Source organism: Rhodococcus sp. ACPA1, from assembly GCF_002300195.1.
Taxonomy (GTDB): Bacteria; Actinomycetota; Actinomycetes; order Mycobacteriales; family Mycobacteriaceae; genus Rhodococcus_F; species Rhodococcus_F opacus.
Genome location: NZ_NSDX01000011.1, coordinates 245,639 through 270,702, shown reverse-complemented (window position 1 = coordinate 270,702; position 25,064 = coordinate 245,639). Strand labels below are relative to the sequence as shown.

Annotated in this window: 29 protein-coding genes, 1 tRNA gene and 1 other RNA gene; 14 read left to right on the top strand and 17 right to left on the bottom strand. The window is 68.0% G+C overall.

Annotated features, from left to right (window positions below; all coding sequences use genetic code 11):
- Positions 1-55: 55 nt before the first annotated feature.
- The 5 genes from CJ177_RS37650 to aceE form a co-directional block, all read right to left on the bottom strand.
- Positions 56-1,306: a KasA/KasB family beta-ketoacyl-ACP synthase gene (locus CJ177_RS37650; protein WP_005247840.1), complete on the bottom strand. Its 1,251-nt coding sequence runs from the start codon at positions 1,304-1,306 to the stop codon at positions 56-58.
- A gap of 8 nt (positions 1,307-1,314) precedes the next feature.
- Entirely contained in the window at positions 1,315-1,626 is a 312-nt protein-coding gene (gene acpM / locus CJ177_RS37645; protein ID WP_005247839.1) for a meromycolate extension acyl carrier protein AcpM, read from the bottom strand.
- A 106-nt stretch (positions 1,627-1,732) separates the two neighbouring features.
- Positions 1,733-2,650: an ACP S-malonyltransferase gene (locus CJ177_RS37640; protein ID WP_095870162.1), complete on the bottom strand. Its 918-nt coding sequence runs from the start codon at positions 2,648-2,650 to the stop codon at positions 1,733-1,735.
- Between the two features lie 127 nt (positions 2,651-2,777).
- On the bottom strand, positions 2,778-4,049 hold the full coding sequence (locus CJ177_RS37635; RefSeq protein ID WP_005261202.1) for a CdaR family transcriptional regulator: 1,272 nt from the start codon (positions 4,047-4,049) through the stop codon (positions 2,778-2,780).
- 75 nt (positions 4,050-4,124) lie between these two features.
- Positions 4,125-6,980, bottom strand: a complete 2,856-nt coding sequence (gene aceE, locus CJ177_RS37630) for a pyruvate dehydrogenase (acetyl-transferring), homodimeric type (protein WP_095870161.1) — start codon at positions 6,978-6,980, stop codon at positions 4,125-4,127.
- Between the two features lie 224 nt (positions 6,981-7,204).
- Here aceE and CJ177_RS37625 point away from each other — a divergent pair, with 224 nt between their 5' ends.
- The 4 genes from CJ177_RS37625 (at position 7,205) to CJ177_RS37610 (ending at position 8,944) form a co-directional block, all read left to right on the top strand.
- Positions 7,205-7,741, top strand: coding sequence for a hypothetical protein (locus CJ177_RS37625; RefSeq protein WP_061044164.1), 537 nt, complete (start codon positions 7,205-7,207; stop codon positions 7,739-7,741).
- Between the two features lie 168 nt (positions 7,742-7,909).
- The gene (locus tag CJ177_RS37620) at positions 7,910-8,335 is read left to right on the top strand and encodes a DUF3052 domain-containing protein (protein ID WP_005247829.1); all 426 of its coding nucleotides are present in this window, start codon (positions 7,910-7,912) and stop codon (positions 8,333-8,335) included.
- 40 nt (positions 8,336-8,375) lie between these two features.
- Complete coding sequence (locus CJ177_RS37615) at positions 8,376-8,840, top strand: peroxiredoxin (RefSeq protein ID WP_005247827.1); 465 nt, start codon at positions 8,376-8,378, stop codon at positions 8,838-8,840.
- 32 nt (positions 8,841-8,872) lie between these two features.
- Positions 8,873-8,944, top strand: a tRNA-Val gene (locus tag CJ177_RS37610).
- Positions 8,945-9,043: 99 nt separating this feature from the next.
- Here the strand turns inward: CJ177_RS37610 and CJ177_RS37605 are convergent.
- On the bottom strand, positions 9,044-9,304 hold the full coding sequence (locus CJ177_RS37605; protein WP_095870160.1) for a hypothetical protein: 261 nt from the start codon (positions 9,302-9,304) through the stop codon (positions 9,044-9,046).
- Positions 9,297-9,812, bottom strand: a complete 516-nt coding sequence (locus CJ177_RS37600; protein ID WP_005247823.1) for a GbsR/MarR family transcriptional regulator — start codon at positions 9,810-9,812, stop codon at positions 9,297-9,299. The genes CJ177_RS37605 and CJ177_RS37600 overlap by 8 nt, the downstream gene beginning before the upstream one ends.
- Before the next feature lie 135 nt (positions 9,813-9,947).
- On the opposite strand from CJ177_RS37600, the gene CJ177_RS37595 reads away from it, so the two are divergent.
- Positions 9,948-10,145 (top strand): hypothetical protein, encoded by a 198-nt coding sequence (locus CJ177_RS37595; RefSeq protein ID WP_005567696.1) that lies wholly within the window; start codon positions 9,948-9,950, stop codon positions 10,143-10,145.
- Between the two features lie 4 nt (positions 10,146-10,149).
- Here CJ177_RS37595 and CJ177_RS37590 read toward each other — a convergent pair whose 3' ends face one another.
- Both CJ177_RS37590 and CJ177_RS37585 read right to left on the bottom strand, forming a co-directional pair.
- Positions 10,150-10,341, bottom strand: a complete 192-nt coding sequence (locus CJ177_RS37590; RefSeq protein WP_005247820.1) for a hypothetical protein — start codon at positions 10,339-10,341, stop codon at positions 10,150-10,152.
- 332 nt (positions 10,342-10,673) lie between these two features.
- Positions 10,674-11,036 carry a DUF5655 domain-containing protein gene (locus tag CJ177_RS37585; RefSeq protein ID WP_005247817.1) on the bottom strand — a complete coding sequence of 121 codons (363 nt, stop codon included), beginning with the start codon at positions 11,034-11,036 and terminating at the stop codon, positions 10,674-10,676.
- A 49-nt stretch (positions 11,037-11,085) separates the two neighbouring features.
- Between CJ177_RS37585 and CJ177_RS37580 the strand changes: the two genes are divergently transcribed.
- Positions 11,086-12,069: a cobalamin biosynthesis protein gene (locus CJ177_RS37580; RefSeq protein WP_095870159.1), complete on the top strand. Its 984-nt coding sequence runs from the start codon at positions 11,086-11,088 to the stop codon at positions 12,067-12,069.
- Here the strand turns inward: CJ177_RS37580 and CJ177_RS37575 are convergent.
- Genes CJ177_RS37575 through CJ177_RS37565 form a run of 3 tightly spaced genes read right to left on the bottom strand, consistent with a single transcriptional unit; the run spans position 12,010 to position 14,096 of the window.
- Entirely contained in the window at positions 12,010-12,891 is an 882-nt protein-coding gene (locus CJ177_RS37575) for an SURF1 family protein (protein ID WP_025432908.1), read from the bottom strand. The genes CJ177_RS37580 and CJ177_RS37575 overlap by 60 nt on opposite strands.
- 43 nt (positions 12,892-12,934) lie before the next feature.
- A complete protein-coding gene (locus CJ177_RS37570; RefSeq protein ID WP_005247810.1) occupies positions 12,935-13,408 on the bottom strand; it encodes a low molecular weight protein-tyrosine-phosphatase in 474 nt (157 codons plus the stop codon).
- Positions 13,395-14,096 (bottom strand): HAD-IA family hydrolase, encoded by a 702-nt coding sequence (locus CJ177_RS37565; RefSeq protein ID WP_095870158.1) that lies wholly within the window; start codon positions 14,094-14,096, stop codon positions 13,395-13,397. Before CJ177_RS37565 ends, CJ177_RS37570 begins: the two co-directional genes overlap by 14 nt.
- 29 nt (positions 14,097-14,125) lie before the next feature.
- Here CJ177_RS37565 and cobC point away from each other — a divergent pair, with 29 nt between their 5' ends.
- The 4 genes from cobC (at position 14,126) to CJ177_RS37545 (ending at position 18,235) form a co-directional block, all read left to right on the top strand.
- Complete coding sequence (gene cobC / locus CJ177_RS37560) at positions 14,126-15,160, top strand: Rv2231c family pyridoxal phosphate-dependent protein CobC (protein ID WP_095870157.1); 1,035 nt, start codon at positions 14,126-14,128, stop codon at positions 15,158-15,160.
- Positions 15,157-16,296 (top strand): Nif3-like dinuclear metal center hexameric protein, encoded by a 1,140-nt coding sequence (locus CJ177_RS37555; protein ID WP_095870156.1) that lies wholly within the window; start codon positions 15,157-15,159, stop codon positions 16,294-16,296. The genes cobC and CJ177_RS37555 overlap by 4 nt, the downstream gene beginning before the upstream one ends.
- Before the next feature lie 98 nt (positions 16,297-16,394).
- Positions 16,395-17,132, top strand: coding sequence for a zinc ribbon domain-containing protein (locus CJ177_RS37550; protein WP_095870155.1), 738 nt, complete (start codon positions 16,395-16,397; stop codon positions 17,130-17,132).
- On the top strand, positions 17,129-18,235 hold the full coding sequence (locus CJ177_RS37545) for a bifunctional RNase H/acid phosphatase (RefSeq protein ID WP_005247800.1): 1,107 nt from the start codon (positions 17,129-17,131) through the stop codon (positions 18,233-18,235). The genes CJ177_RS37550 and CJ177_RS37545 overlap by 4 nt, the downstream gene beginning before the upstream one ends.
- Positions 18,236-18,242: 7 nt before the next feature.
- Here the strand turns inward: CJ177_RS37545 and CJ177_RS37540 are convergent, their stop codons facing one another.
- Both CJ177_RS37540 and CJ177_RS37535 read right to left on the bottom strand, forming a co-directional pair.
- Complete coding sequence (locus CJ177_RS37540) at positions 18,243-19,493, bottom strand: SLC13 family permease (protein ID WP_025432904.1); 1,251 nt, start codon at positions 19,491-19,493, stop codon at positions 18,243-18,245.
- A gap of 7 nt (positions 19,494-19,500) precedes the next feature.
- Complete coding sequence (locus CJ177_RS37535) at positions 19,501-20,028, bottom strand: DUF1697 domain-containing protein (protein WP_025432903.1); 528 nt, start codon at positions 20,026-20,028, stop codon at positions 19,501-19,503.
- A 60-nt stretch (positions 20,029-20,088) separates the two neighbouring features.
- Here CJ177_RS37535 and rnpB point away from each other — a divergent pair.
- Both rnpB and CJ177_RS37525 read left to right on the top strand, forming a co-directional pair.
- Positions 20,089-20,527, top strand: an RNA gene (rnpB, locus tag CJ177_RS37530) — RNase P RNA component class A.
- A 196-nt stretch (positions 20,528-20,723) separates the two neighbouring features.
- The gene (locus CJ177_RS37525; protein WP_025432902.1) at positions 20,724-21,527 is read left to right on the top strand and encodes an alpha/beta fold hydrolase; all 804 of its coding nucleotides are present in this window, start codon (positions 20,724-20,726) and stop codon (positions 21,525-21,527) included.
- An 8-nt stretch (positions 21,528-21,535) separates the two neighbouring features.
- Here CJ177_RS37525 and CJ177_RS37520 read toward each other — a convergent pair whose 3' ends face one another.
- The 3 genes from CJ177_RS37520 to CJ177_RS37510 are packed head-to-tail and all read right to left on the bottom strand — an operon-like array spanning position 21,536 to position 23,044.
- Positions 21,536-22,159 carry a LysE family translocator gene (locus CJ177_RS37520; protein ID WP_005247792.1) on the bottom strand — a complete coding sequence of 208 codons (624 nt, stop codon included), beginning with the start codon at positions 22,157-22,159 and terminating at the stop codon, positions 21,536-21,538.
- Between the two features lie 22 nt (positions 22,160-22,181).
- Positions 22,182-22,601 (bottom strand): MaoC/PaaZ C-terminal domain-containing protein, encoded by a 420-nt coding sequence (locus CJ177_RS37515; RefSeq protein WP_005247790.1) that lies wholly within the window; start codon positions 22,599-22,601, stop codon positions 22,182-22,184.
- Positions 22,598-23,044 (bottom strand): MaoC family dehydratase N-terminal domain-containing protein, encoded by a 447-nt coding sequence (locus CJ177_RS37510; RefSeq protein ID WP_005254263.1) that lies wholly within the window; start codon positions 23,042-23,044, stop codon positions 22,598-22,600. The genes CJ177_RS37515 and CJ177_RS37510 overlap by 4 nt, the downstream gene beginning before the upstream one ends.
- Positions 23,045-23,447: 403 nt before the next feature.
- On the opposite strand from CJ177_RS37510, the gene CJ177_RS37500 reads away from it, so the two are divergent.
- Together CJ177_RS37500 and CJ177_RS37495 are read left to right on the top strand one after the other, a co-directional pair.
- Positions 23,448-23,633, top strand: a complete 186-nt coding sequence (locus CJ177_RS37500) for a hypothetical protein (RefSeq protein ID WP_005247785.1) — start codon at positions 23,448-23,450, stop codon at positions 23,631-23,633.
- 30 nt (positions 23,634-23,663) lie between these two features.
- Positions 23,664-25,064: an RNB domain-containing ribonuclease gene (locus CJ177_RS37495; RefSeq protein ID WP_005247783.1), complete on the top strand. Its 1,401-nt coding sequence runs from the start codon at positions 23,664-23,666 to the stop codon at positions 25,062-25,064.

Genomic DNA, 25,064 nt, shown 5'->3' with positions numbered 1-25,064 from the left:
GGTGGAGACCCCTTCAGAGAAGGGGTCTCCACCCGCGATCTAGCAGGACCGGCTGTCAGGCCCGGCCGAAGGCGAGCGCGACATTGTGCCCACCGAAACCAAACGAGTTGTTGATCGCGAAATCGATCTCGCCGTAACGGGCTTCGCCCTTGACGACATCCAGGTCGATCTCTGGATCCTGATTCTCGAGATTCAGCGTGGGCGGAATGACTCCGTCACGCAGACTCAGGACCGTGAGCACCGCCTCGAGCGCACCGACGGCGCCGATCGAGTGCCCCAACGCGGACTTCGGTGCGTACACCGCAGCATGGTTGCCGACGGCAGCCTTGATGGCGTTCGCCTCTGCCGTGTCACCGATCGGTGTGGCCGTGGCGTGCGCGTTGATGTGCTGGATGTCCGTCTTCGTCAATCCAGCAGTCTCGATCGCCCTCGTCATGGCCCGCGCAGCGCCCGAACCCGAAGGGTCGGGTGCGACGATGTGGAACCCGTCGGAGGTGATTCCCGCGCCCAGCAGACGGGCGTGGATGGTGGCACCGCGAGCCTTGGCGTGCTCCTCGGTTTCGAGGACCATCATCGCTCCGGCCTCACCGAACACGAAGCCGTCACGATCCTTGTCGAACGGCCGCGAAGCCGCCTTCGGATCGTCGTTGCGGGTGCTCAGCGCGCGCATCATCGCGAAACTCGCGATCGGCACGGCGTCGAGGTATCCCTCCACACCACCGGCGACGATGATGTCCGCGTCACCCATCACCAGCATGCGGTACGCATGGGCGATGGCCTCGGAACCCGAGGAGCAGGCCGACACGGGAGTGATCACTCCGGCGCGGGCCCCGAGCTCGAGACCGACGGTGGCCGACGGGCCGTTGGGCATCACCATCTGGACGGCGAACGGCGACACCTTGCGGTACCCACCGGCCTTCATCTTCTCGACCGCGTCGATCAGAGCTTCGCCGCCGCCCAGTCCGGTGCCGATCACGACGCCGAGGCGATCCTTGTCGACCTCCGGGCTGCCGGCGTTCTCCCAGACCTGACGGCCCAGGACGAGCGCCAGCCGCTCGACGAAGCTCATCCGGCGGATCTCGACCCGGGACAGCGACTCGTCGGGCGACACCTTGAGCTTGCCGCCGATCGTCACCGGAAGATCGTTCTCCGTGACGAAGGCTTCCCGGATGGTGTCGATGCCGCTCTCGCCGGCCAACAGGCCCTTCCACGTGGCATCCACGTCACCAGCGATCGACGTCGTGGCCGCGAGGCTGGTGACGACGATGTTGGGGAACTGCTTCCCGTTGGTCGAGGCGGAAGTCACGGCTGAGCTCACTCCTCGTCGTTCTTGGCAGCTTCGAGCTTCGCCTTCACGGCCTCCGCGTCGGCGCCACCTTCTGCTTCGAGCTTCTGGATGTAGGACACGGCGTCACCGACGGTGCGCAGTCCGGCGAGATCCTCGTCGGGGATCTTCACGCCGTACTTGTCCTCGGTCTGGACGGCGATCTCAACCATGGAGAGGGAGTCGATGTCGAGGTCGTCGACGAAAGACTTTTCGATGGTCACCTCGGACGGCTCAATACCGGTGACCTCCTCGATGATCTCCGCGAGTCCGGCGATGATGTCTTCCTGGGTGGCGGCCACTGAGTGGCTCCCTTCTGATTCGGTGTAGATGTATCTGGAGTTGTGCAGGCACGTCCCCATCGGCCGCGCCTGCGGGCCCTGCACGCACCGAGGTGCGCGCAGCAAACTAGCCGAGTTCTGTCAGTTCGGCTAGCGCGGAGATATCCCCCGGGGTCTTGAGTGCCAGAGTCGGCGTACCGCGCATTTCACGCTTGGCGATACCGACGAGGGTTCCGGCTGGTGGAAGTTCCGCGATCGCGGAGACCTGAGCGGTCCGCAGGCTTGCGGTACACAGGTCCCAACGCACAGGTCGGGTTACCTGCGCGGCCAGTTTAGTCAGTGCGTCGGCTCCGGATGCGACCGGTGCGCCGTCGGCGTTGGAGAGCAGAGTACGGGTGGGTTCACCCGGTGTGATCTTGGACGCAGCCTCGGTGACGGCCTCCTGCGCGGGAGCCATGAACCGGGTGTGGAACGCGCCTGCGACGGGAAGTGCGCGAACCCGCGCCTTCTCCGGCGGGTTGGCCGCGAGTTCCTCGAGCGCCGACAGCAGACCTGCCGCGACGATCTGGCCCGCCGCATTGCGGTTGGCCGGTTCGAGGCCCAGTTCGTCGAGGCGGGCGAGCACCTCGACCTCGTCGCCCCCGAGGACCGCGGACATGCCGGTCGGTTCGAGTGCGCAGGCCTTCGCCATCTCCGCGCCGCGGACGGCGGCGAGGGCGACGGCGTCGTCGGCGGAGAGGACTCCGGCGACCGCGGCCGCGGCGAGTTCACCGACCGAGTGCCCGGCCGCGATGGTGTCTGCGGGAACCAGGCCACGCGCGTCGAGTTCCTCGAAGGCGAGGAGTGCGGCGGCCACGACGAGAGGCTGAGTCACCGACGTGTCGGTGATCTCCTCCGCTGTCGCGGTGGTACCGAGGCGGACGAGGTCGAGGCCGGCAGCCTTCGACCACAGTGCGACACGGTCATGAGAACCCGGCAGCTCCAACCAAGGGATGAGCATGCCGGGAGTCTGAGAGCCCTGACCCGGGGCGAGCAACGAAATCACTCTTCAAGAGAACACCGTCAACGGCGTGCCGCGAGATGTCGTTGCGGATGAACCTTTGTCGGCGGATTTGTTGGGTTCCCACAAAATTGCACGTGGGGTCCTCGCATCGAATCTGGACAGACGTTCGTTACAGCCCTGCTTCTCCGAATGGGAAGGGTGTGACTGGTGTTAAACGTGATATGGGTTCGTTATGGGAATGTGTCAATCGACCCACTGTGGCAGCCACTCTGAGTACATACGCATCCCGCGGATTCGTCGGATCGCGACCGGTGACTTCGGCGATTCTCTTGAGTCGATACCGCACAGTATTTGGATGAACAAACAGCTGCCGGGCACAAGTCTCAACCGCACCTCCACAGTCGAGATATGCGTCCAAAGTGTCGGTGAGAACACCTCCGGCGGCCGCCAGCGGCGCGACCAGATGGTCGTTCAGAGCGGTGACCGCGGCGTTGTCCCCGAGCAGTGCGCGCTCGGGTAACAACTCGGCGGCGTGGACGGGCCGAGGGGCGCCCCGCCAGCCGGCGACCGCCTGCATCGCGGCGAGCGCCTCGACGGCACTGAAGTGCGCCGCACCCAGCGTCGGCGTGGTCGGCCCGATGATCACCGGCTCGTCCGAGAACTTGCCGAGCAGGTCGGTCATGAAACTCGAGTGCCCCGACCCCTCCTGGAGTTCGCCGCTGACGACCATCACGAGCCGCGAACCCTGCACCACGGCGAGGGCGGCGCGACCGTGCTTCTGCGCGATGGTGTGGACCGTGCCGACGACGGAGACCCGTTCGTCCTCGGGGGGAGTGCCGACGATGACGGTGGCGGGAGCGGTGGCGTCCCAGTTGAGGGTCGCCGCCCGCGACAACATGTCCGAACCCGTGTCGCCACGGACCACGGCGTCGACCACCAGTGCCTCGAGCCGGGTGTCCCAGGCGCCGCGGGACTCCGCGGCACTCGCGTATACCGAGGCGGCCGCGAAACCCAGTTCGCGACCGTAACGGAGGACGGCCTCGGTGAGGGCGATCAGCTGCTGGTCGTTGCGGGCGAGCGCCGGGAGCCACTGCTCGAAGAACTCCATCGCCACGCGGACCATGTCCACCGTCTGGCTGAGGGTGAGCCTGCGCGCGAGATCCTGCGGAATCACCTGGAACGCGTCCAGGCTGAACCGGATGTCACTGTCCGGATTCTTGAGCCACTCGAGGAAGTTGACGACCGCCGTCTGAACCAGCAACTGCACGTTGGAGCGTTGAGCGGCGTCGAGGTCGTCGAAGAACGGCAGTTGATCCTGCATCGTCGTGACGGCCTCGGTCGAGAGGCGACCGGAGAACTGTTTGACGCGACGCAACAGTGCGTCGGGCAACGGATCCCGGGTTTGTCGTCTGCGGGAGACCAACGGACTCTGCTCGACCATAGTCAAGAACCTACGCCCACCGCCGCCCGTGTTGTCCGACGGACACACGGGCGGCGGTGGGTGAGGATGTCGGCGTTACGCGCTGCCGGTATCCGTGTAGGAGACGGCCGCGGCGCGGACGTCGTCGATGCGGTACCGGTTGGCGGCCTCGACGGCCTTGGAGCGGTCGAGGGTGCCTTCGCCGGCGAGGGCGGACAGCACGGCGACGACGATGGATTCGGCGTCGACGTTGAAGTACCGGCGGGCGGCGGGGCGGGTGTCGGAGAAGCCGAACCCGTCGGTGCCGAGGGTGGTGTACGAGCCGGGGACCCACTGACGGATCTGGTCGGCGACCGCGCGCATCCAGTCCGAGGCCGCCACGAACGGGCCGGCGGCGTCGGACAGGGCCTGCGTGACGTACGGCAGCGGGGCGTCGGTGCCGGGGTCGCGCAGGGCCTGGCGCTCCGATTCGATGCCGTCGCGGCGCAGTTCACCCCAGGAGGTGACCGACCACACGTCGGCGGCCACACCCCACTCGTCGGCGAGCAGTTGCTGGGCCCGCAGCCCCTCGGGCATGGTGACACCGGAGACCAGGATCTGCGCCTTCGGGCCGGATGCCTCGGACTTTTTGAACAGGTACATGCCCTTGAGCAGGCCCTCGACGTTCAGGTCGGCGGGTTCGGCGGGCTGGGAGTAGGGCTCGTTGTAGAGGGTGATGTAGTAGAAGATGTCCTCCCCACCGAACCCGTCCACCCCGTCGGTGCCGCCGTACATGCGGCGCAGCCCGTCCTTGACGATGTGCGCGATCTCGTAGGAGAACGCCGGGTCGTAGGCGACGGCGGCCGGGTTGGTCGAGGCCAGCAGCAGCGAGTGCCCGTCGGCGTGCTGCAGGCCTTCGCCGGTGAGGGTGGTGCGGCCGGCGGTGGCACCCAACACGAAGCCGCGGGCCATCTGATCGGCCGCCGCCCACAGGCCGTCGCCGGTGCGCTGGAACCCGAACATCGAGTAGAAGATGTACAGCGGGATCATCGGCTCACCGTGGGTGGCATAGGAGGTGCCGACCGCGGTGAACGAGGCGGTCGAGCCGGCCTCGTTGATGCCCTCGTGCAGGATCTGCCCGATCTCCGATTCCTTGTACGCGAGCATCAGGTCCGCATCCACGGCGGTGTACAGCTGGCCGTTGCGGTTGTAGATCTTGAGCGAGGGGAACCAGGAGTCCATGCCGAAGGTGCGGGCCTCGTCCGGGATGATCGGCACGATCCGCTTGCCGATCTCCTTGTCCCGCAACAATTCCTTCATGATCCGCACCAACGCCATCGTGGTCGCGACCTGCTGCTTGCCGGAGCCCTTGCGGACCACGTCGTAGGTCGAGTCCGGCGGCATCGGCAACGGTGCCACACTGGTGCGGCGCTGCGGCAGGAACCCACCCAACGCCCGGCGCCGGTCGAGCATGTACTGGATTTCCGGGGCGTCCTTACCGGGGTGGTAGTACGGCGGCATCTTCGGGTCCTTCTCCAACTCGGCGTCGGAGATCGGGATCCGCTGCAGGTCCCGGAAATTCTTCAGATCATCGAGGGTCAGCTTCTTCATCTGGTGGGTGGCGTTGCGGCCCTCGAAGTGCTTGCCCAGGGTGTAGCCCTTGATGGTGTGCGCCAGGATCACCGTGGGCTGCCCCTTGTGCGCCATCGCCGCCGCGTACGCGGCGTAGATCTTGCGGTAGTCGTGGCCGCCGCGCTTGAGGTTCCAGATGTCCCGATCCGAGAGGTTCGCGACCAGTTCCTTCGTCCGCGGGTCCCGGCCGAAGAAGTGCTCCCGCACATATCCGCCGTCGTTGGCCTTGTACGTCTGGTAGTCACCGTCCGGGGTGACGTTCATCAGGTTGACCAGGGCGCCGTCCCGGTCCGCGTGCAACAACGCGTCCCACTCGCGGCCCCACACCACCTTGATCACGTTCCAGCCGGCGCCGCGGAAGAACGACTCCAACTCCTGGATGATCTTGCCGTTGCCGCGGACCGGGCCGTCGAGGCGCTGCAGGTTGCAGTTCACCACGAACGTCAGGTTGTCCAAACCTTCGGTGGCCGCCACGTGCGCCAGACCCCGGGATTCGGGTTCGTCCATCTCGCCGTCACCCAAAAACGCCCACACGTGCTGATCGGAGGTGTCCTTGATGCCGCGGTCGTGCAGGTAGTGGTTGAACCGGGCCTGGTAGATCGCGTTCATCGGGCCCAGGCCCATCGACACGGTCGGGAACTCCCAGAAATCCGGCAGCAGGCGGGGGTGCGGGTACGACGGCAGCCCGCCGCCCTCGTCGGCGTGCGAGTGTTCCTGCCGGAACCCGTCCATCCGCTCCGCCGGGATCCGCCCCTCCAAGAAGGCGCGGGCGTAGATGCCCGGCGAGGCGTGGCCCTGGATGAAGATCTGATCCCCACCCCCGGGGTGGTCCTTGCCGCGGAAGAAGTGGTTGAACCCCACCTCGTACAGCGCCGCCGACGACGCATACGTCGAAATGTGGCCGCCGACGCCGACCCCCGGCCGCTGCGCGCGGGTCACCATCACCGCCGCGTTCCACCGGATGAACGCCCGGTACCGGCGCTCGGTCTCCTCGTCCCCGGGGAACCACGGCTCGTTCTCCGTCGGGATGGTGTTCACATAATCGGTCGACGTCAACGCCGGCAACGCGACGTGCTTCTCCCCGGCCCGCTCGAGCATCCGCAACATCAGATACCGGGCACGGGTCGGTCCGGACCGGTCCAACAGTCCGTCGAACGATTCCAACCACTCCGTGGTCTCGTCCGGGTCGATATCCGGCAGATAAGACGCAACACCCTCACGGATGACGCGAACGCGGCCGTCGGAACCCGGGGTCGCACTGGGGTTGGAAGGTTGGGCCGCTCCGGCGCCGGGTGTGGCGGAATCCGGTTGAGACGCGGGTCCCTGGATCAGGTCTGACAACGTTGCTCCTCATTGTGGTGGGACGCGCGGTGTGGCGTCCTCTCCATGCGATCGCGGCCTTGTTAGGCCCGACCCATCTCCTTTATGAATATGGCGCGACCCTTATCTTTCACCATCGCGGCGCAGTCGGCACACTGTGTTCGGGTTACTCTCCGGTAGCGTTTGCGCAGATCCGGGGCCGAATGTTGAACTTGTCGATGTCGTCGAAAACATGGGGGAGACGAATGCGCACGTCGAGGCGCCGCTGGGGGCCGGCGAGTGCTGCCGTCGCGGCGATCGTCGGGGTGGGCGTCATCGCCGGATGCGGCGGCGCCATCGAGGGGACCGCGCAGCAGAACGATTCTCAGGCCGCCGAGTACGCCGCGGAGGCGACGTCCTCATCGGTGGCCGCGTCGTCCTCACAGAAGGCCGCAGCCGAGCGGGAGGCGCTCGTGGAACAGTGCACGATGTTCGTGAACCGCGCCGGCGACACCATCGACACCTACAACGCCTTCATCGACGCCGCCAACGCCGATGCCGCGGATACCGGCGCGAAGGCGAGCGCCGCGGCGGCGGCCCTTCGGGCGGCGGCCGACGGTGCGAACGCCGCCACACCCACGCTTCCTGCCGAGCTGACCGGATTGCTCACCGATTACGCGAACAACTATCGGGAACTCGCGGCCGCGGTCGACGGTGGGCAACGCGGCGACATTCTGAACACGCTCGCCAGCCGTGGAGACGAGCTCAGCGACTCGATTCGGGCAGCCTGCCCCACATCGTGACTCCCGCACCGTAGGCTCGGTCGATGACCACGCATCACTACTTTCTGAGAAAAATTCGCGTGGTCGGCTTGCGCGAAAGCGTTCGAGCATGTTCGCTTTCACCTAATTGATCTTCATCCGGCAGGTGTTCGGGTATCCGAGCACCGTCAACAAAAGGAGGACCCCACCGTGGTCGCCGCGGCGGACGCCCAAAACTACGCTCAGAAACTCGGGATCACTGCCGACATGGCGGTACAGGAACTGGGCTGGGACGAGGACACCGACGACGACCTGCGTGCCGCGGTCGAGGACACCATCGGTGGAGAACTGCTCGACGAGGATTCCGACGAGGTGATCGACGTCGTGCTGCTGTGGTGGCGCGACGAAGACGGAGACCTCGTCGACGCCCTCATGGATGCCATCGGCCCCCTGGCCGACGAGGGATTCGTGTGGGTCCTCACCCCCAAAACCGGTCAGCCCGGTCACGTCGAGCCCAGCGAGATCGCCGAGTCCGCACCTACAGCCGGTCTCACCCAGACGTCGGCGGCAAACCTCGGGGACTGGTCGGGAAGCCGTCTGGTTCAGCCGAAGTCGCGTCCCGCGAACAAGCGCTGAACAGCCTCACCTTTTCGTTCACTCACCTAAGGATCACGTCATGCCGCTCGAGGTGGGCACCACCGCCCCCGATTTCACCCTCAAGGATCAGAACAATCAGGAAGTGACGCTTTCCGATTACCGCGGAAAGAAGAACGTCCTGCTCGTGTTCTACCCCCTCGCGTTCACCGGAACGTGTCAGGGTGAACTCTGCAAGGTTCGCGACGAACTGCCGAAGTTCGAGAACGACGAGACTGCGATTCTCGCGCTGTCCGTCGGTGCGTCGCCGACACACAAGATCTGGTCCGCCGAGCAGGGATACACCTTCCCGCTGCTCGCCGACTTCTGGCCGCACGGTGCGGTCGCGCAGCAGTACGGCGTCTTCAACGAGAAGCTGGGCTTCGCGAACCGCGGCACCTTCGTCATCGACAAGGAAGGCGTCATCCGGTTCGCCGAGATGAACGGGCCCGGAGAGGCCCGTGACCAGGGAGCTTGGGAGAAGGCGCTCGCCACGCTAGAGTCCTGATGCGCATCCGGCGAGGTTCTCGCCGGATGTTCGGGCGTGTAGCTCAGTGGTAGAGCTCTGGTTTTACACACCAGCGGTCGGGGGTTCGAAACCCTCCGCGCCCACCGTCAGGCAAAGCCCCGATCTGCGTTTCCGCGCGGGTCGGGGCTTTCTCGATGCCGGTGTTCGCGCCGCTGCCGCGTTCGGCTGCCGCTCACCTCGTCTCACTCCTCGGTGAGTTCCATGAGCTGTTCGGCGGCGGTGATGTTGCCGTTGTCGGCGAGGCGGCGAAGTTCGTTCATGTCGCCGAGTTCGGTGGCGACTTCGATGAGCTGGTCGGCCGCGTCGGAGCTGCCGTTGTCGGCGAGGCGCCGGAGCTCGTCCATGTCACCCCGCTCGCCGACGAGCTCGATCAGGATGTCCACCGCTGTGGCGTCACCGTTCTCGGCGCGCTCGCGCAGGACGGACAGGTCGGATTCAGTCATGATGTACTTCCTCTTCTCGCTCGAGTTTCCTCGTGTGCCGATCCCGGAGCGCGTCGCGATGCGTGTGCCACTCGTCCAGCAGGGCGGGGAGTCGCTCGCTGAGGAAGTCGGCCAGCGCGACCATTTCCTCGAGTGGGGCGCGGCGTTCGGGTGGAGCGTCGGCCAGTAACGCCAATCCCTCCCGGAACAGCGCCGCATGCTCCCGGTGCAGGGCGGAATCGAAGTTCTGCGGTTGCTGACTCGCCGGGTCCAGGCTCACCCGGTCCACCCGCTCGCCGGCCACGCGGGTTCGCCGCGCCATCCGATAGCCCTCGAGCAGCTTGACCGCCCCGGTGATGGCGCTCCGGCTCGCCAGCAGCGCCTCGCCCAGTTCGTCGATCGTCTGTTGCGGCGGATCGCAGACGAACAGGTATCCCAGCAGCCGTCCCGCCATCGGCGGGAATCCGTACTGGCGCGCGTAGAAGCGGCCGACATGGTCGGCGAAGATCAGCTGTGTGTCGGACGGCACAGTATCGAAGATAGCAGTTCTGACTGAAATGACACAGATTTGTGTCATTTCAGTTCGGCTGCGGTGCTGTGACCGGTTTCGTGAAGTTAACCTGTTCATCGCCCGGAGCTCCGCCCGCAGTGGCATATTCCAGACATGCCCAGGTACAAGGTGACGCTGCGGAACGGCACGTCGAGCGACAAGACCTTCGAATCAGACTTCCAGGCCGTCAACGAGACGCACCGGCCCACCGAATCCGGGGCGGGCATCGTGAAGATCGACCGCTACGAGGAGGACGGGGAAGTGACCGGCGTCTGGTCCGCGCCCGCCACGAGCCGCACGTCCCGCACGTAGCCCGTCAGGTCGCGTCGCGCGAGATCGCGGAGCCGCGGCGATCGAGTTCGGCCTCGAATGCCGTGATCCGGCTGGTGACTCCGCGGACCGTTTCGCAGCCGTAGTCGTTCGCGATCGACTCCCCGAGCAGGGCTCGGTGCTCATCCAGCTGGGCGAGCAGTTCGTCGTCGCCGAGCTTCGTCAGGTCGCTGCACACCTCTCGATCGTCCCAGGCGCAGTCGGCGAAACCAATGCCTCACACGAATTTCCACCGGACGCGCAGAACCCCGCCGGGCCACGTGGGTGTGTTGAGTCAGCACCGAAGATGTGAGCAGGGCGGGGCCGTGCGCCGCCCCTGAATGGGGGGAACGAGGCGACATTTACCATGGTAGGCGCAGGAAAGGGCGCTTGGCGAGATACTCAGCAGAGTTTCAGGAATCCGACATTCCGACCGGAACGGGTGCGTCGGTCGCAGCTGCCGGCGGATTGGTGAGACGCACACGCTATTGCGCGGCTTTCCGGCGAATCGGTGCGCAATTGTCCCCTCCGCTAGCGCGCGCGAGTGCCCGGACCCACGGTGTCGTAGGCCTCGGCGAGGAGCGCGGCCAGAGTGTCGTCGAGCTGATCGTCGGACGTGATCGTCAATCGGTGCGTGATCACCGTCTTCGTGGTGGGAAACGCTTCGCGCAACTGGGGGTGATGGACGCGCCTGCGCAGGTCGAGGGCGATCTCGAGCCGCGACGAATAGATGAACGCGGCAGCGAAGACACGGGCACGGGCCCACGCGATCTCGGTCCGGTGGACCCGCTCGTCCACCTCGCCGCACGCGAGTACGAGGTCACGGAACTGCAGTAGGCGCTCGGTGGCGTCCGGGTCCTTGCCTGCCAGGTACTCGTCGATCGCGGCACTCATGGGACGCTCCTTTACATCGCCTGCAACGTTAGTTGATACAAATATCGGCGTGCATCGAACCTCCCGTCCCGCGACAGCGCGTGCTGCCGGCCTGCTGCTCGGCTTCGCCGCCGACCGTGTGTTCGCCGATCCCGTCCGGTGGCATCCCGTGGCCGGATTCGGCCGCACGGCAATGGCATTGGAGAAGGCGACGTACCGCGACTCCCGGTCGGCCGGGATCCTGCACGTGGCCGTCCTCGTCGGCGGAGCGGCGGGGCTGGGGGTCGCCGCGACGCGGGCGGCGCGGCGCGGGGGATGGGCAGGCGAGGCGGCCGGAACGGCCGCCGCGACGTGGGCCGTGCTCGGCGGAACGTCGCTGGGACGGACCGGATCGACGATGGCCGCACACCTGGAGGCGGACGATCTTGCCGCCGCCCGCGCCCTGCTGCCGTCGCTGTGCGGTCGCGACCCCGGCGTGCTCGGCGTCGACGGGCTCACGCGGGCGACGCTGGAGTCGGTCGCCGAGAACACGTCCGACTCGGCTGTCGGGGCATTCGTGTGGGGCGCGGTGGCAGGCATCCCCGGACTGTTCGTCTACCGGGCGTCCAACACGCTGGACGCGATGGTCGGGTACCGCTCGCCGAAGTACCGCAACTTCGGCTGGGCGGCGGCGCGGTGGGACGACGTCCTCAACCTGCTGCCCGCCCGCCTGACGGGTGCGCTGACCGTCGCGGCCGCGCCGACGGTCGGCGGGTCGCCGAACGAGGCGTGGGAGGCGTGGCGGCGCGACGCGTCCCAGCATCCCAGCCCCAACGCCGGCGTCGCGGAGGCCAGCGCGGCGGGCGCACTCGGGATCTCGCTCGGTGGGCGCACCGAATACGCGCACGGCGTCGAGATGCGACCCGTACTCGGCTCCGGGGCGTCGCCCTTGCCTGTCGACCTCGACCGTGCGGTGAAGCTGTCCGTCGCCGTGCAGGGCGGCGCCGCGCTGGTGTCAGCGGCCCTTGCCGTAGCGGTCGGCCAGCTTCGCTTCCGCCGCCGTCCGAGGCGCTGATTCCACCGGCTTGCTTCGGGTGAACGGCTTCTTCCGGGCCACGGGTGCGGGAGCCGGAGCGGAGTCCTCGGAGGTCTTCGCGGACTTCTCCTTGCGGCGCTCGCGCCACTCCGCGCGGATGAAGTAGGCCAGACCGAGCGGGGCCATGATGCCGAACGCCAGCCACTGCAAGCCGTACGACAGGTACGGGCCCGCGTCGAGTTGCGGGAGCGGGATGGTCCCGAGGCCGCCGGGCTGATCGGGTTCGAGTTGCACGTACGCGTCGACGAGATCGGTGCCGATGAAACCGCCGATCTGACCCGCGTCGATGTAATACACCTGGCGGAGCCCGTTCTCGTCGATCGGCTCCTTGCCGGCGATGGTGCCCTCCGACTTGCGGACGCGACCGTCGAGCGTCACCTGCCCGGCCGGTGGCGGATCCACCGGCGGCGGCTCGGTTCCCTGGACCGGTCGGACGTAGCCGCGGTTGACCAGGACCGTGCGACCGTCCGTCAGTTGCAGCGGGGTCAGGACCTCGTAGGCGGGCTGCGATTCGATGGACCGCAACCGGACCAGCAGATCACTGTTCTGGACGTAGGAGCCGGTCGTGGTGACGCGGCGCCACTCGTCGTCCGGATTCGGGGCCGAGCCGGACAGCAGGGTCTCCAGCGGAACGGGGTCGGCGTCGACCGAGTCGGCGATCAGCTGGTTCCGGTGCTCCGTCGACGTGTTCTTGCCGAGCTGCCACGGCGCGAGCACGTAGAAACACATGAATGCGAATCCGGCGACCACCAAGGCCAACACCAACCAGCCGGGTCGCAACAGAAATCTCAGCCTTCGCACGCCTCCACGGTAGCCGCTCGCAGGTGGGGACCCTGATCGTGGGTTACCGGCTGCGCACCCAGTCGAGCAGCCCGGGCACCGCGGCCTCGATCTGCAAGCGGACCCGTTCGAAGTCCTCGAGGTCGCCGTAGAAGGGGTCGGGGACGGACGACGTGTCCGCATCCGGGTCGAAACTGCGCAGCAACCGGCGGCGCTCGTCGGGCACCCCCATGTGGGCAAGCTCACGGTCGTGGTTGGCCGCCAGTGCGACCACCAGATCGGCGCCGAGATGGAACGGCCCGACCTCCGCGGCCGTGTGGCCCGTCGGGTACCCGTTCAGCTTCAGGGTCTCGTTGGTGCGGATGTCGGCCTCGCGGCCGACGTGCCAGCCGTGGGTCCCGGCGCTGCTCACCGTCACCCGGTCGTCGAGGGCTTCCCGGCGGAGGTGCTCGGCGAAGATCTTCTCGGCCATCGGGGAGCGGCAGATGTTTCCGGTGCACACGAACGTCACGTGCAGCGGGGTGTCAGGCAGCGGCATCGAGCATCTTCCCGAGGTGGGCGACGGTCTGCGCCGTCGTGTGCGCGCGCTCGGCCTCGGCGGGGAAACCGTAGCCCCACTCGACGAACACAGCGGGGATGCCCCAGTGCGCGGCACCGAGGACGTCGTGGTCACGGTCGCCGACCATCAGGACGTCGGGGGTGGCGCCCTCGGTGGCGGTGACTCCGAGGTTCCGGAGGGAGTGTGCGATCACGTCCGACTTGGCGCGCCGACTGCCGTCGTCGCTGGCGCCGCCGATGAACTCGAAGTAGTGGGCCAGTTGGAAGTGTTCGAGGATGCGGATCGCGAACCGCTCGGACTTCGACGTGGCGACGGCGAGCCTCCTGCCGCTGTCGCGGGCGTCGACGAGGACCTTCTCGATGCCGTCGAAGACGGCGTTCTCCGCCCATCCCACGCTGTCGTAGCGCTCGAAGTAGGCCGCGATCGCCTGCTGCACGACGTCTTCGTCCAGACCCATCGACCGGAACGTGTCGATCATCGGCGGGCCGATGACGGCGTCGATCATCTCGTCGGTCGGTTCCGGCTGTCCGATCGTCGCGAGCGCATGACGGAACCCGGCGTGAATGCCGGGCGCGGAGTCGGTGAGCGTGCCGTCGAGGTCGAACAGCACGATCGGCGCCGACAGGGCCGAAGGGGCGGAGGACAGGGAGGTGGAGAGAGATGTCACCGGACCATTGTCCCTTAGGCTCGACGGTTGTGGACATTCGTGCCGGTAGCCGGGAGAGCCTGCGTCACCACGGAGACGTGGATGCGGGGCCCGGTCTCCTCGATTTCGCAGTGAACGTGCAGGGCGACGGGCCCCCCGAATGGCTGCGACTGCGCCTCGCGGACGCGTTGCCGCGCCTGGGCTCCTATCCCACCGTCGCGGCCGATCGCGCAGCCCGGACCGCCGTGGCCGCCCGGCACGGCCGCTCGCCCGACGAGGTGCTGCTCCTCTCGGGTGGGGCCGAGGGCTTCTCCCTGCTCCCGCGGCTCGGGGTCCGGGAGGCGGCACTGATCCATCCGTCGTTCACGGAACCGGAGTGGGCGCTGCGGGAGGCGAACGTGCCCGTCACACAGGTGCTGCTCGACGCTCCGTACGTTCTGGACGCCGCCTCGGTCCCCGAATCCGCCGACCTGGTGGTGATCGGCAACCCGACCAATCCGACGTCGGTGCTGCACCCGGCGGAGGAGATCCTGGGGCTGCGCCGCCCCGGCCGGATCGTCGTGGTCGACGAGGCGTTCGCCGATGCGGTGCCGGGCGAGGTCGAGTCGCTCGCCGGTCGTTCGCTGCCCGACGTGCTCGTGCTGCGCAGCCTCACCAAGACGTGGGCACTGGCCGGACTGCGCTGCGGGTACGCGCTCGGCTCCCCGGAGATCCTCGAACGCCTGCAGGTGGGGCGGGCGCACTGGCCACTGGGAAGCCTGCAAGTGGAGGCGATCGCCGCATGCAGTGAACCGGACGCTGTCGCCGCCGCCCGGGAGCACGCCGGTGTGCTGGGTGCGTGGCGGGAATACATGATCCGTCGGCTGAGCGAGATCGGCGTCGCGGTGCACCAGCCCGCCGTCGCACCGTTCCTGCTGCTCCGACTGCCGGACGGCGAACTCGCGCGGAAGCAACTGCGCGAGCGGGGCATCGCCGTGCGGCGGTGCGACACGTTCCCCGGGCTCGGTCCCGACTTCCTCCGGGTCGCGGTGCGGCCCCGCGAGCAGGCCGATGTCCTGATCGACGCGATGAAGGAGATCCTGTGAACCCCGTGCGTCTCGCCGACGTGATCGCGACCCTGGATGCGGCGTACCCGCCCGCCCTCGCGGAATCGTGGGACTCCGTCGGCCTCGTGTGCGGCGACCCCGACGACACGGTGGCGACGGTGGCGATCGCGGTCGATCCGACCGCCGCGGTGGTCGACGAGGCGATCGACGCCGGCGCCGACCTTCTCCTCGTCCACCACCCGCTGCTGCTGCGCGGCGTCGACACCGTCGGCGCCCACACGCCGAAGGGCGCACTCGTCCACAAGCTGATCAAGGCCGGATGCGCCCTGTTCACCGCACACACCAACGCCGACTCCGCTGACCCCGGCGTCTCCGACGCCCTGGCCGCGGCGCTCGGACTCACCGTCACCGGACCGATCGACCCGCACCCCACCGACAACCTGGACAAGTGGGTCGTCCTGGTCCCGGCAGCCGACGCCGACACGGTGCGCCGCGCCCTGTTCGACGCGGGCGCCGGGCACATCGGCAACTACCGCGACTGCAGCTGGTCCGTCACCGGGCAGGGCCAGTTCCTCCCGACCGACGGCGCGACCCCCACCCTCGGCGCGGTCGGTGCGCTCGAACGTGTCGAGGAGAGCCGGGTGGAGGTGATCGCTCCGCGCGGCATCCGGCAGAAGGTGCTCGCCGCGATGCGCGCCGCCCACCCGTACGAGGAGGTCGCGTTCGACGTGTTCGAGACGGCGACGTTCCCCGGACCCCGCGGACTCGGGCGGGTCGGGGAGCTCCCCGAGCCGCTGTCGCTGCGCGACTTCACCGACCGGGTGGCGGACGCGCTGCCCGCCACGACGTGGGGCGTGCGGGCAGCGGGCGACCCCGAAGCCACGATCCGCACCGTCGCGGTGTGCGGCGGCTCCGGAGACTCGTACCTCGCCGCCGTCTCCCGGCTCGGCGTGGACGCCTACGTCACCGCCGATCTGCGACACCACCCGGCGGACGAGCACCTGCGCGCCGGGGGTCCGGCCCTGATCGACGTCGCGCACTGGGCGAGCGAGCAGCCGTGGTGTGACCAGGCCAAGGGCGTCCTCGACACCGCGTTCGGCCAGACACCGGACTGGCAGGTTCGGGTGTCGGCCGTACGGACCGATCCGTGGTCGGTCAGCGCGTCGCCGTCGTAGCGCCGTCCGGCCGAAACCCGTGATCCGCCGGGGTACGGTTGACACCCAGCAATCTGCACACAAGAACCCTTCACAGAAGACAGCAGGAGTTACCACGCGTGAACGTCGAACCACAGGTGCAGTCCAAGCTTCTCGACCTCGCCGGCGTCGATGCGGAGCTGTCGAGGATCGCCCACCGACGCACCGCGCTTCCGGAGCGTCAGGAAGTCGAGCGGCTCGAGGCGGAGCGCGTCACCCGTAAGGACGCGGCCGTGGCCGTCGAAATCGTCCTCGACGATCTCGACCGCGACATCCGCAAGCTCGAAGGTGAGGTCGACGCCGTCCGTCAGCGCGAGGACCGCGACCGCACCCTGCTCCAGAGCGGAACGGTCGGATCGAAGCAGCTCACCGAACTCGAACACGAACTCGGCAGCCTCGTCCGCCGTCAGGGCCTCCTCGAGGACGAACTGCTCGAGGTGATGGAACGGCGCGAGGCGTCGCAGTCCGACCACGACCACGCCGGTGCGCAGTTGTCGCAGATCGAGGAAGACCTCATCGACGCCGCCCGCCGCCGGGACGACGCCGTGGCGGATCTGGACGCCGCCGAGCAGCGCTGCATCCGCGACCGCACGGCGCTGGCCGACCAGTTCCCCGCCGACCTGATCGCCGTCTACGAGAAGCAGCGCAGCCCGAACGGTGTCGGAGCGGCGCTGCTGCAGGCCCGGCGCTGCGGAGCGTGCCGCATCGAACTCGACCGCGGCGAGATCTCCCGCATCACCGCCACCGCACCCGACGTCGTCGTGCGCTGCTCGGAATGCGGCGCGATCCTGGTGCGCACGAAGGAGTCGGGTCTGTGAGTGCCGGTCGGGTCGTCGTCGAGGCCGACGGTGGTTCGCGCGGCAATCCCGGACCCGCCGGCTACGGCGCCGTGGTGTTCGACGCCACCCACGGCTCCGTTCTCGCGGAGCGCAAGGAGAGCCTCGGGATCGCCACCAACAACGTCGCCGAGTACCGGGGCCTGATCGCCGGTCTCGATGCCGCCGCCGAACTCGGCGCGTCCGAGGTGGACGTGCGGATGGACTCCAAACTGGTGGTCGAGCAGATGTCCGGGCGCTGGAAGGTGAAGCACCCGGACATGATTCCGCTGCAGCGCCAGGCGTCCACACTCGCCCGGCAGTTCGATTCTGTGACGTACACCTGGATTCCGCGGGCGGAGAACGCGCACGCCGACCGCCTCGCCAACGAAGCCATGGACGGCGCCGCCGGCAATTCCGACGCCGAACCGGAACCGGCCGCGGTCCAGTCGGAGAAGGCCACCCCCGCGGCACCGGGCTGGATGGACACAACGGGCGCCCCGACCCGGATGCTGCTGCTCCGGCACGGGCAGACCGCGCTGTCCGTCGACCGGCGGTACTCGGGTCGCGGGAACCCGGCCCTCACCGAGATCGGGCAGGCCCAGGCGAACGGCGCGGCCGCCCGCTTCGCAGGCAACAACGGAATCGCGGCCGTGGTGTCGTCCCCGCTGGGACGCGCGCAGCAGACCGCGGCGGCGGCGGCGAAGGTGCTCGGACTCCCGGTCACCGTGCACGAGGGCCTCACCGAAACCGACTTCGGCGAGTGGGAGGGCCTCACGTTCCGGGAAGCCGCCGACCGCGACCCCGAACTGCACCGCAAGTGGTTGTCGGACACGTCGGTGTGCCCGCCCGCGGGGGAGAGCTTCGACGAGGTGCGGGAGCGCATCCTGAAGGTCCGCGACGACCTCACCGCCTCCTATGCCGGCTCCACGATCCTTGTGGTCACCCACGTGACCCCCATCAAGACCCTGTTGCAGTTGGCGCTCGACGCAGGACCGTCCCTGCTGTACAAGCTGCATCTGGATCTGGCCTCGCTGAGCATCGCCGAGTTCTATCCCGACGGCGGCTCGTCCGTCCGCCTGGTCAACGACACCTCCCACCTGTGAGTACTTGTCAACCGCCCGCGGTTGACAAGTACTCACAGGCCCAGAGGGCAACGACCGCGGCGAGCAGGGTCAACGGCGTGGTCACCAGCGCGAGAATCGTGAACGTCCGGAGATCTGCGGGAGATCCGGCGCGCGCGGCGACGCGCCGCCACAGCATGATCGCCAGCGACCCCACGTACGTGAGGTTGGGGCCGAGGTTCACACCGAGCAGCATCGCCAGCACGAGTGCCGTCGGAGCGTGCGGTCCGAGCGCTGCCAGCAGGAGCAGCGTGGCGGGGAGGTTGTTCACCAGGTTCGCGGCGACCGCGGCGACGACGGCCATCGTGAGCAGTGCCGTGAACGACGTGTCGGCTGGCAGCCGCGTGGCGATCCATTCGCCGATCGGACCGTTCGCGACCCCGGCCACGACGACGCCGAGGATCAGGACGAACCCGCAGAACCACACGTCGATCGAATACACGATCCGGCCCAGGCTGGTCCGGCCGTCGCGCAGGGCGACGACGCCCAGCACGATCGCCCCCGCCGCGGCCACCCACGCCGGTGCGACCCCGACGAAGCCGGACACCGCGAACCCCAGGAGTGTGGCCGCGATGATCGACAGTGCGACTACCGGCGCCGGCGGGTCACGTTTCGGCTCCGGCTCGGCTTCGGGCCGGACGAGGTGACGCCGGAAGAACACGCGGAACAGGACCAGTTCGACGACGATCGCCACGGCCCACGGCAGCGCCATCACGGCGGTGAAATGCAGGAAGGTCAACCCGGTCGCCGAGAACGCGATGAGGTTCGTCAGGTTGGAGACGGGCAGCAGGGTCGACGCAGTGTTCGACAGGTGCGCGGTGGCATACGAATGGGGGCGCGGATCCATCCGCAGCGAGCGGGCTGTGGCTATCACCGCCGGTGTCAGCAGGACCACCGTGGCATCGAGACTCAGCACCGCGGTGGTCAGCGCCGCCGCCCCGAACACGAGGGTCAGCAACCTCTTCGGATCCCCCCGCGCCCCGCGCCGCAACCGGCCCGCGATCCAGGTGAACACCCCCATGGCGTCCGCCAGGTGCGCAAGGACGAGGATCGCCGCCAGGAACCCGACGGTCGGGGCCATCTCCGACACCTCGTCCCAGGCCTCCGACGGCGTCACCAGACCGGTGGCGAGGACGACGACCGCGGCCGGTGCGGCCGCGACGATCTCGGGCAGCCTGCGTGGACGCACGACCGCGAAGACGAGGACTCCGGCGACGAGCGCCACCGCCAGAACTGTCACCGACGGGTCACTTCAGGAGTTTGTGGAGGGTGCGCAGATTCCGGGTCGTGGTGAACGCCTTGAGCTTGGGGGCGCCGGTGCTCTTGCCGAACCTGCTCTTGAGCGTCATACCCCGTTCGACTTCCCAGTACAGGACGCCGGCGCCGGCCTGCACTCGTTCGACCTCCGGATCCAGCTCGTCCCGGATGCTCAGAAGTGTGTCCAGGACCTCGGGTTCGGGCGTCACCAGCACGTACGGGTGCCAGCCTTCTCGCTCGGGGTCGAACGGGTAGTCGTCGACGATCTTCCGGACCGTGTCGAGGTCGAGGACGAAAACCCAGGCTTCGTAGTGGAATTCGGCACGCAGCCCGGATTCGATCTCACTCTTCAGTGCGGGGACGTCGTCACGGTCGGAATCGAACAGCACGTTGCCCGACGCGAGAACGGTCTTCACGTTCTCGAATCCCAGATCGGCGAAGGTGTTGCGGAGGTCGGCCATCTTGATGTTGATGCCGCCCACATTGATACCGCGCAGGAGGGCGGCGTATCGGGTCATGAACAGACCATAGTGCGGCGGCATGACACGTTCGCGCGAACTGTAGGCTGATCGGGCGGACGAGTTGGCCGGGCGACCGCGGCACAGGGAACCAGCACATCAGTGCACAGGCCCTGAGTCGAGGAAAGTCCGGACTCCACAGAGCAGGGCGGTTGTTAACGGCAACCCGAGGTGACTCGCGGGACAGTGCCACAGAAAACAGACCGCCGACGCCACATCCTCCGGGGCGAGGCGTCGGTCAGGGTGAAACGGTGCGGTAAGAGCGCACCAGCACCCCGGGTGACCGGGGTGGCTAGGTAAACCCCGCCCGGAGCAAGGTTGAAGGCCGCACCGGATCCTCCGGGATCCCGGTGCGGCTGCGCAGGTGTTCGAGGGCTGCTCGCCCGAGCCTGCGGGTGAACCGCTCGAGGTACCCGGCGACGGTGTGCCCAGATGGATGGTCGCCACCCGGCGCTTCGGCGTTCGGGGACAGGATCCGGCTTATACGCCAACTCGTCCGCCTCACCCGTGCGCCAGTCACGGAGGTCTCGACCCTGACTGGCGAGTAACAAACAGACCGGTTAGCATCTTTCCCGCAACGGCCCGACTGACCCGAATCGGGGTCGATGCCGGGGCCCGTCGCCCATGTCCGTGGGCGATGGGGCCCCTCTATCGGAGGTAGTAGATGTAACTCGTGATAGCGGTAACATCTGTCCATGGACTTGCCCCACGACATCGCCGGCTCCGGCCCCACTCTGATACTCGTGCACGGGGTGGTGCATCGCCGGCAGGCCTGGAACGCCCTGCTCGACCAGTTGACGCCCTATCGCCGGGTGGTCACCGTCGACCTGCCGGGACACGGAGAATCGGCCGCACTCGAAGACGGCCCGGACATGATGGATCAACTCCTCGAGGAACTGAGCGGGTTCGTCCGCTCGGTGACGCCGCCCGGCGAACGGCCGCACGTCGCCGGAAACTCGCTCGGAGGCTGGCTGTCCCTCGCGCTGGCGGCCCGGGGCGAGGTCGCCTCGGCCACGGCGCTCTCACCGGCCGGCTTCTTCGTCAACCGCGCCGATCAGGCCCGCACCATCTACACGTTCCGGGCGCTGCGCGGATTCGCCCGGGCGTTGGGTCCGAATGCTCCGAAGGCTTTGCGATACAAGGCTGTCCGCTACCCCTCGCTTGCCGCCTTCTTCGCGCGGCCCAGCCGGGTGCCGTACGAGGATGCCGTGATCGACGCGCACTCGCTCACCACCAACGCTCTGGTCGACAAGGGGATGACGGCCTCGTTCGATCTCCCGCCGGTCGTCGACGCGACGGTTCCGGTCACCGTGGCGTGGGGGCGACGCGACCTGATTCTGCCGGTGTATCAGGCACGGCGGGTGCGCCGATTCTTCCCGCAGGCGCGGATACTGGTCCTGCCCGGCATAGGGCACGTCCCGATGACCGACGACCCGAATCTGATCAGCACGATTCTGCTCGGCGGCAGCTCGGCGACTTCCAGCGACTCCCGGAACTGACCTCGGCCCTACCGCGCTTCGGCGACGACGACGGCGCCGAAACCGAAGAGGACCGTTCCGGTGATCCGATCCAGGACCCGTCGCACCGACGGCTTCTCCAGCGTGGTGCGCGCACGGGTCAGCAGAAGGCTGTACGCGCCCAGCCAGACGATCCCGAGGAGCCCGTGAACGAGCACGAGCAACGCCAGGGTCGGGGCGGTCGGCCACCCGGGCGGAACGAGCTGGGGGAGCAGGCCGGTGTAGAACACCGCGATCTTCGGGTTCAGGAGGTTGGTCAGGAACCCGGCCCGCCAACTCGACCCCGGCGACGGAACCTGTGCCGCTACGGTCGCGGCGGTGCGTTGTCGCGACCGGCTGCGCCAGAGGGTGGAGAGGCCCAGATACACCAGGTACATCCCGCCGACGATCTTCACGACGGTGTACGCCTCCGCGGAGGCGGCGAGCACCGCGCCGAGCCCGACGACGGTCAGCGCGCCCCACACCATCAACCCGGTGACCACGCCGAACGTCGCCCGCAGCGCGGCGCCGCGTCCTCCGGACAGGCCGGCGCGCGTCACCACCGCCATGTCCGGGCCCGGAATGACGGTCAGGAGCCCGAGCACCGCGAACGCGGTCACCACGACACCGATCATCGGCCCAGTATGTCGGGCGCGCTCAGCGCAGTGAAATCCAGACTTGTGACTTGCCGAGCACGGTGTGTCCGTCGAACGTCACGGTCAGGTCGATCCTCGCGGTGCCCGCGGCCTCGTCGACCTGTGCGGCCTTCGCGACGACCTCGACGACCGCGCCGTCGTCCGGGGCGACGATCACCGGCTTGGTGAAGCGGGCGCGGTATCCGGTGACCCGTGCCGGGTCGCCGAGCCAGTCGACGACGCACTGCGTCGCCAGTCCCAGCGTCAGCATTCCGTGCGCGAGCACACCGGGCAGGCCCACGGCGTCCGCGACGTCGTCCCGGTAGTGAATGGAGTTGAAATCGCCGGACGCCCCGGCATAGCGAACCAGGGATTCCCGGGTCACGTGATATCGGGCCTTGGCGACGGTGTCGCCGAGCATGATTCGCCCCGGCGACGTCATTCCTCCCCCCTGACGAAGAGGGTCGACGTCATGGTGCTCACGTGATCGCCTGCGGCGTCGAGGATCTCGATGTCGGCGACGAGCAGCGTGTGCGGACCGCGTGACGTCACGTTCGTGACGGTGAGCACGGCGGAGAGTTCGTCGCCCGCGACGACCGGGCGGATGGACGTGGCGTGTTCGGTACTGTGCACCAGATTGACCGGCTCGATTCCCGACGTCGGATCGGCAACGAGCTGCGCCAATGCGCGTTCCTGCACGATGACGGGAAACGTGGGTGGGGCAACGAGATCGGCGTGACCGGCGGCGCGGGCGCTGCCGACGTCGAACGACGTCGGGTTGGTGGCAAAGACGGCGCGGGCGAATTCCCTGATCTTCTCGCGGCCGACGAGGTAGGGCTCGGTCGGCGGATAGACACGACCCTCGATCGCTGGATTCACTGCCATCAGGTCAGCCTAGAGACGTGCAGTCCCCGGAGCAGGGCGAAGCGTCCGGAGAATCGTCACGAATGTGTCGCGGACGTGCCTGCCCGCTCACGACGAAGCCCCCGCCGGACAGGTCCGGCGGGGGCTTCGAAGTATCGACTGATCGATAGCCGTCAGACGGGATCGACCATCAGCAGTTGGGCCCAGTAGGTGGCGCCTTCGGCACCGAGGTAGGGAAGTAGCTGATCAAAAATGATCGTTGACATGCTCGCTCCATTCTCTGTTCGGGCACTGCGCCGGGAAGGCGAGCCATCGGCACCGCAATGACCGGCGCCGGGGACCATATCACCGGACAGGACTCCGAGGGTAACAGTCTGAGCGTGATCCACAACCCCACACGTCCCACCGGTGCCACACTGAGGGCATGACTGACGAAGATCATCTCTGGTACTACAACGTCGAGGACGGCACGGTCACGCAGGGGAAGGCGGCATCGTCGATGTCCCGGATGGGCCCGTACCCCGATCGCGCGTCCGCTGAGAAGGCGCTGCAGATCGCCGCGGAGCGGAACAAGGCGGCGGACCGGGCAGACGAGGAGTGGAACAAATAGCGTTGCGGAGAGGGTGCGCGTGAGGTACCGATGAGTCGTTTCGTCGCGCGCGGAATCGATTTCGGCGCCGTGCGTACCGAATTCCACCTGCCGGAGGGATATCCGCCCGCGGCGGTCGCACAGGCGCGGGCGGCGTCCGACCGGTACGCGTCCGAGCGGGAGGACCGCACCGATCTGGCGTTCGTCACCATCGATCCGCCCGATTCCCTGGACCTCGATCAGGCGTTGCACCTCGACCGGACACGCGACGGATTCGTCCTGCACTACGCGATCGCGGACGTCGGCGCCGTCGTGGAGCCCGGTGGAGTGCTCGACGTGGAAACCCGCAAACGCGGGCAGACGTTCTACCTCCCCGACGGCAAGGTGCCGCTGCACCCCAAGGAACTCTCGGAGGGATCCGCGAGTCTCCTCCCCGACGAGGACCGCCCGGCGGTGGTGTGGCGGATCGAACTCGACGAGTCGGCCAGACCCTTGTCCTGCACGGTGTCCCGTGCGACGGTGCGTTCCGTGGCACGGCTGGACTACGCCGGTGTGCAAGCCGATTCGGAGGCGGGACGACTGCATCCGTCCATCGCGTCGCTTCCGGAGTTCGGCCGGCTCCGCACGGCGGCGGCGGTGGCGCGCGGAGCGATCGAACTCCGGCTCCCCGAGCAGGAAGTGGTGCCGGACGGCGACGGCTGGCGCGTCGACCTCGCGCCCCGCACCGAGGCCGACGACTGGAACGCCGAAGTCTCGCTCCTCACCGGAATGTGCGCCGCGGCCATGATGCTCGATGCGAAGGTCGGGCTGCTCCGCACCTTGCCGCCCGCCGGACCGGACGCGGTCGAGGCGCTGCGACGCACGGCGTCGGCATTGGGGATCGACTGGCCGGAGAGCGTCGGCGTCGGTGAACTCCTGGCGCGGCTCGACCCGAATTCGGCGTCGACGCTGGTGCTGATGACCGAGGCGCCGTCGCTGCTGCGGGGCGCCGACTACGCGGCGTTCGACGGCGCCCTGCCCGAATTGACCACGCACGCCGCCATCGGCGCCCCGTACGCCCACGTGACCGCGCCGCTGCGCCGGCTCTCGGACCGGTACTCCACGGAGGTGTGCCTCGCCGTCACCGCCGGAACGCCGGTGCCGTCCTGGGCGCGGGACGCCCTGGGCTCGATGCCCGAGATCATGGTCGGCTCGGATTCCCTCGCGAGCAAGATCGACCGCGCCTGCATCGACCTCACCGAAGCGACCGTGCTCGCCGACCGGGTGGGCGAGACATTCGACGCGACCGTGCTGCGGTCACGGAACGGCAAGCGCACCGCGGACGTGTTCGTCCCGTCCGTGTCCGTGATGGCGAAATGCGTGGGCGACCCCGCCGAGGGCGAACAGGTGAAAATCAGGCTCGTCTCCGCCGACGTCGCGAAGCGGACCGTCGAGTTCGGTTACCCCGCATAG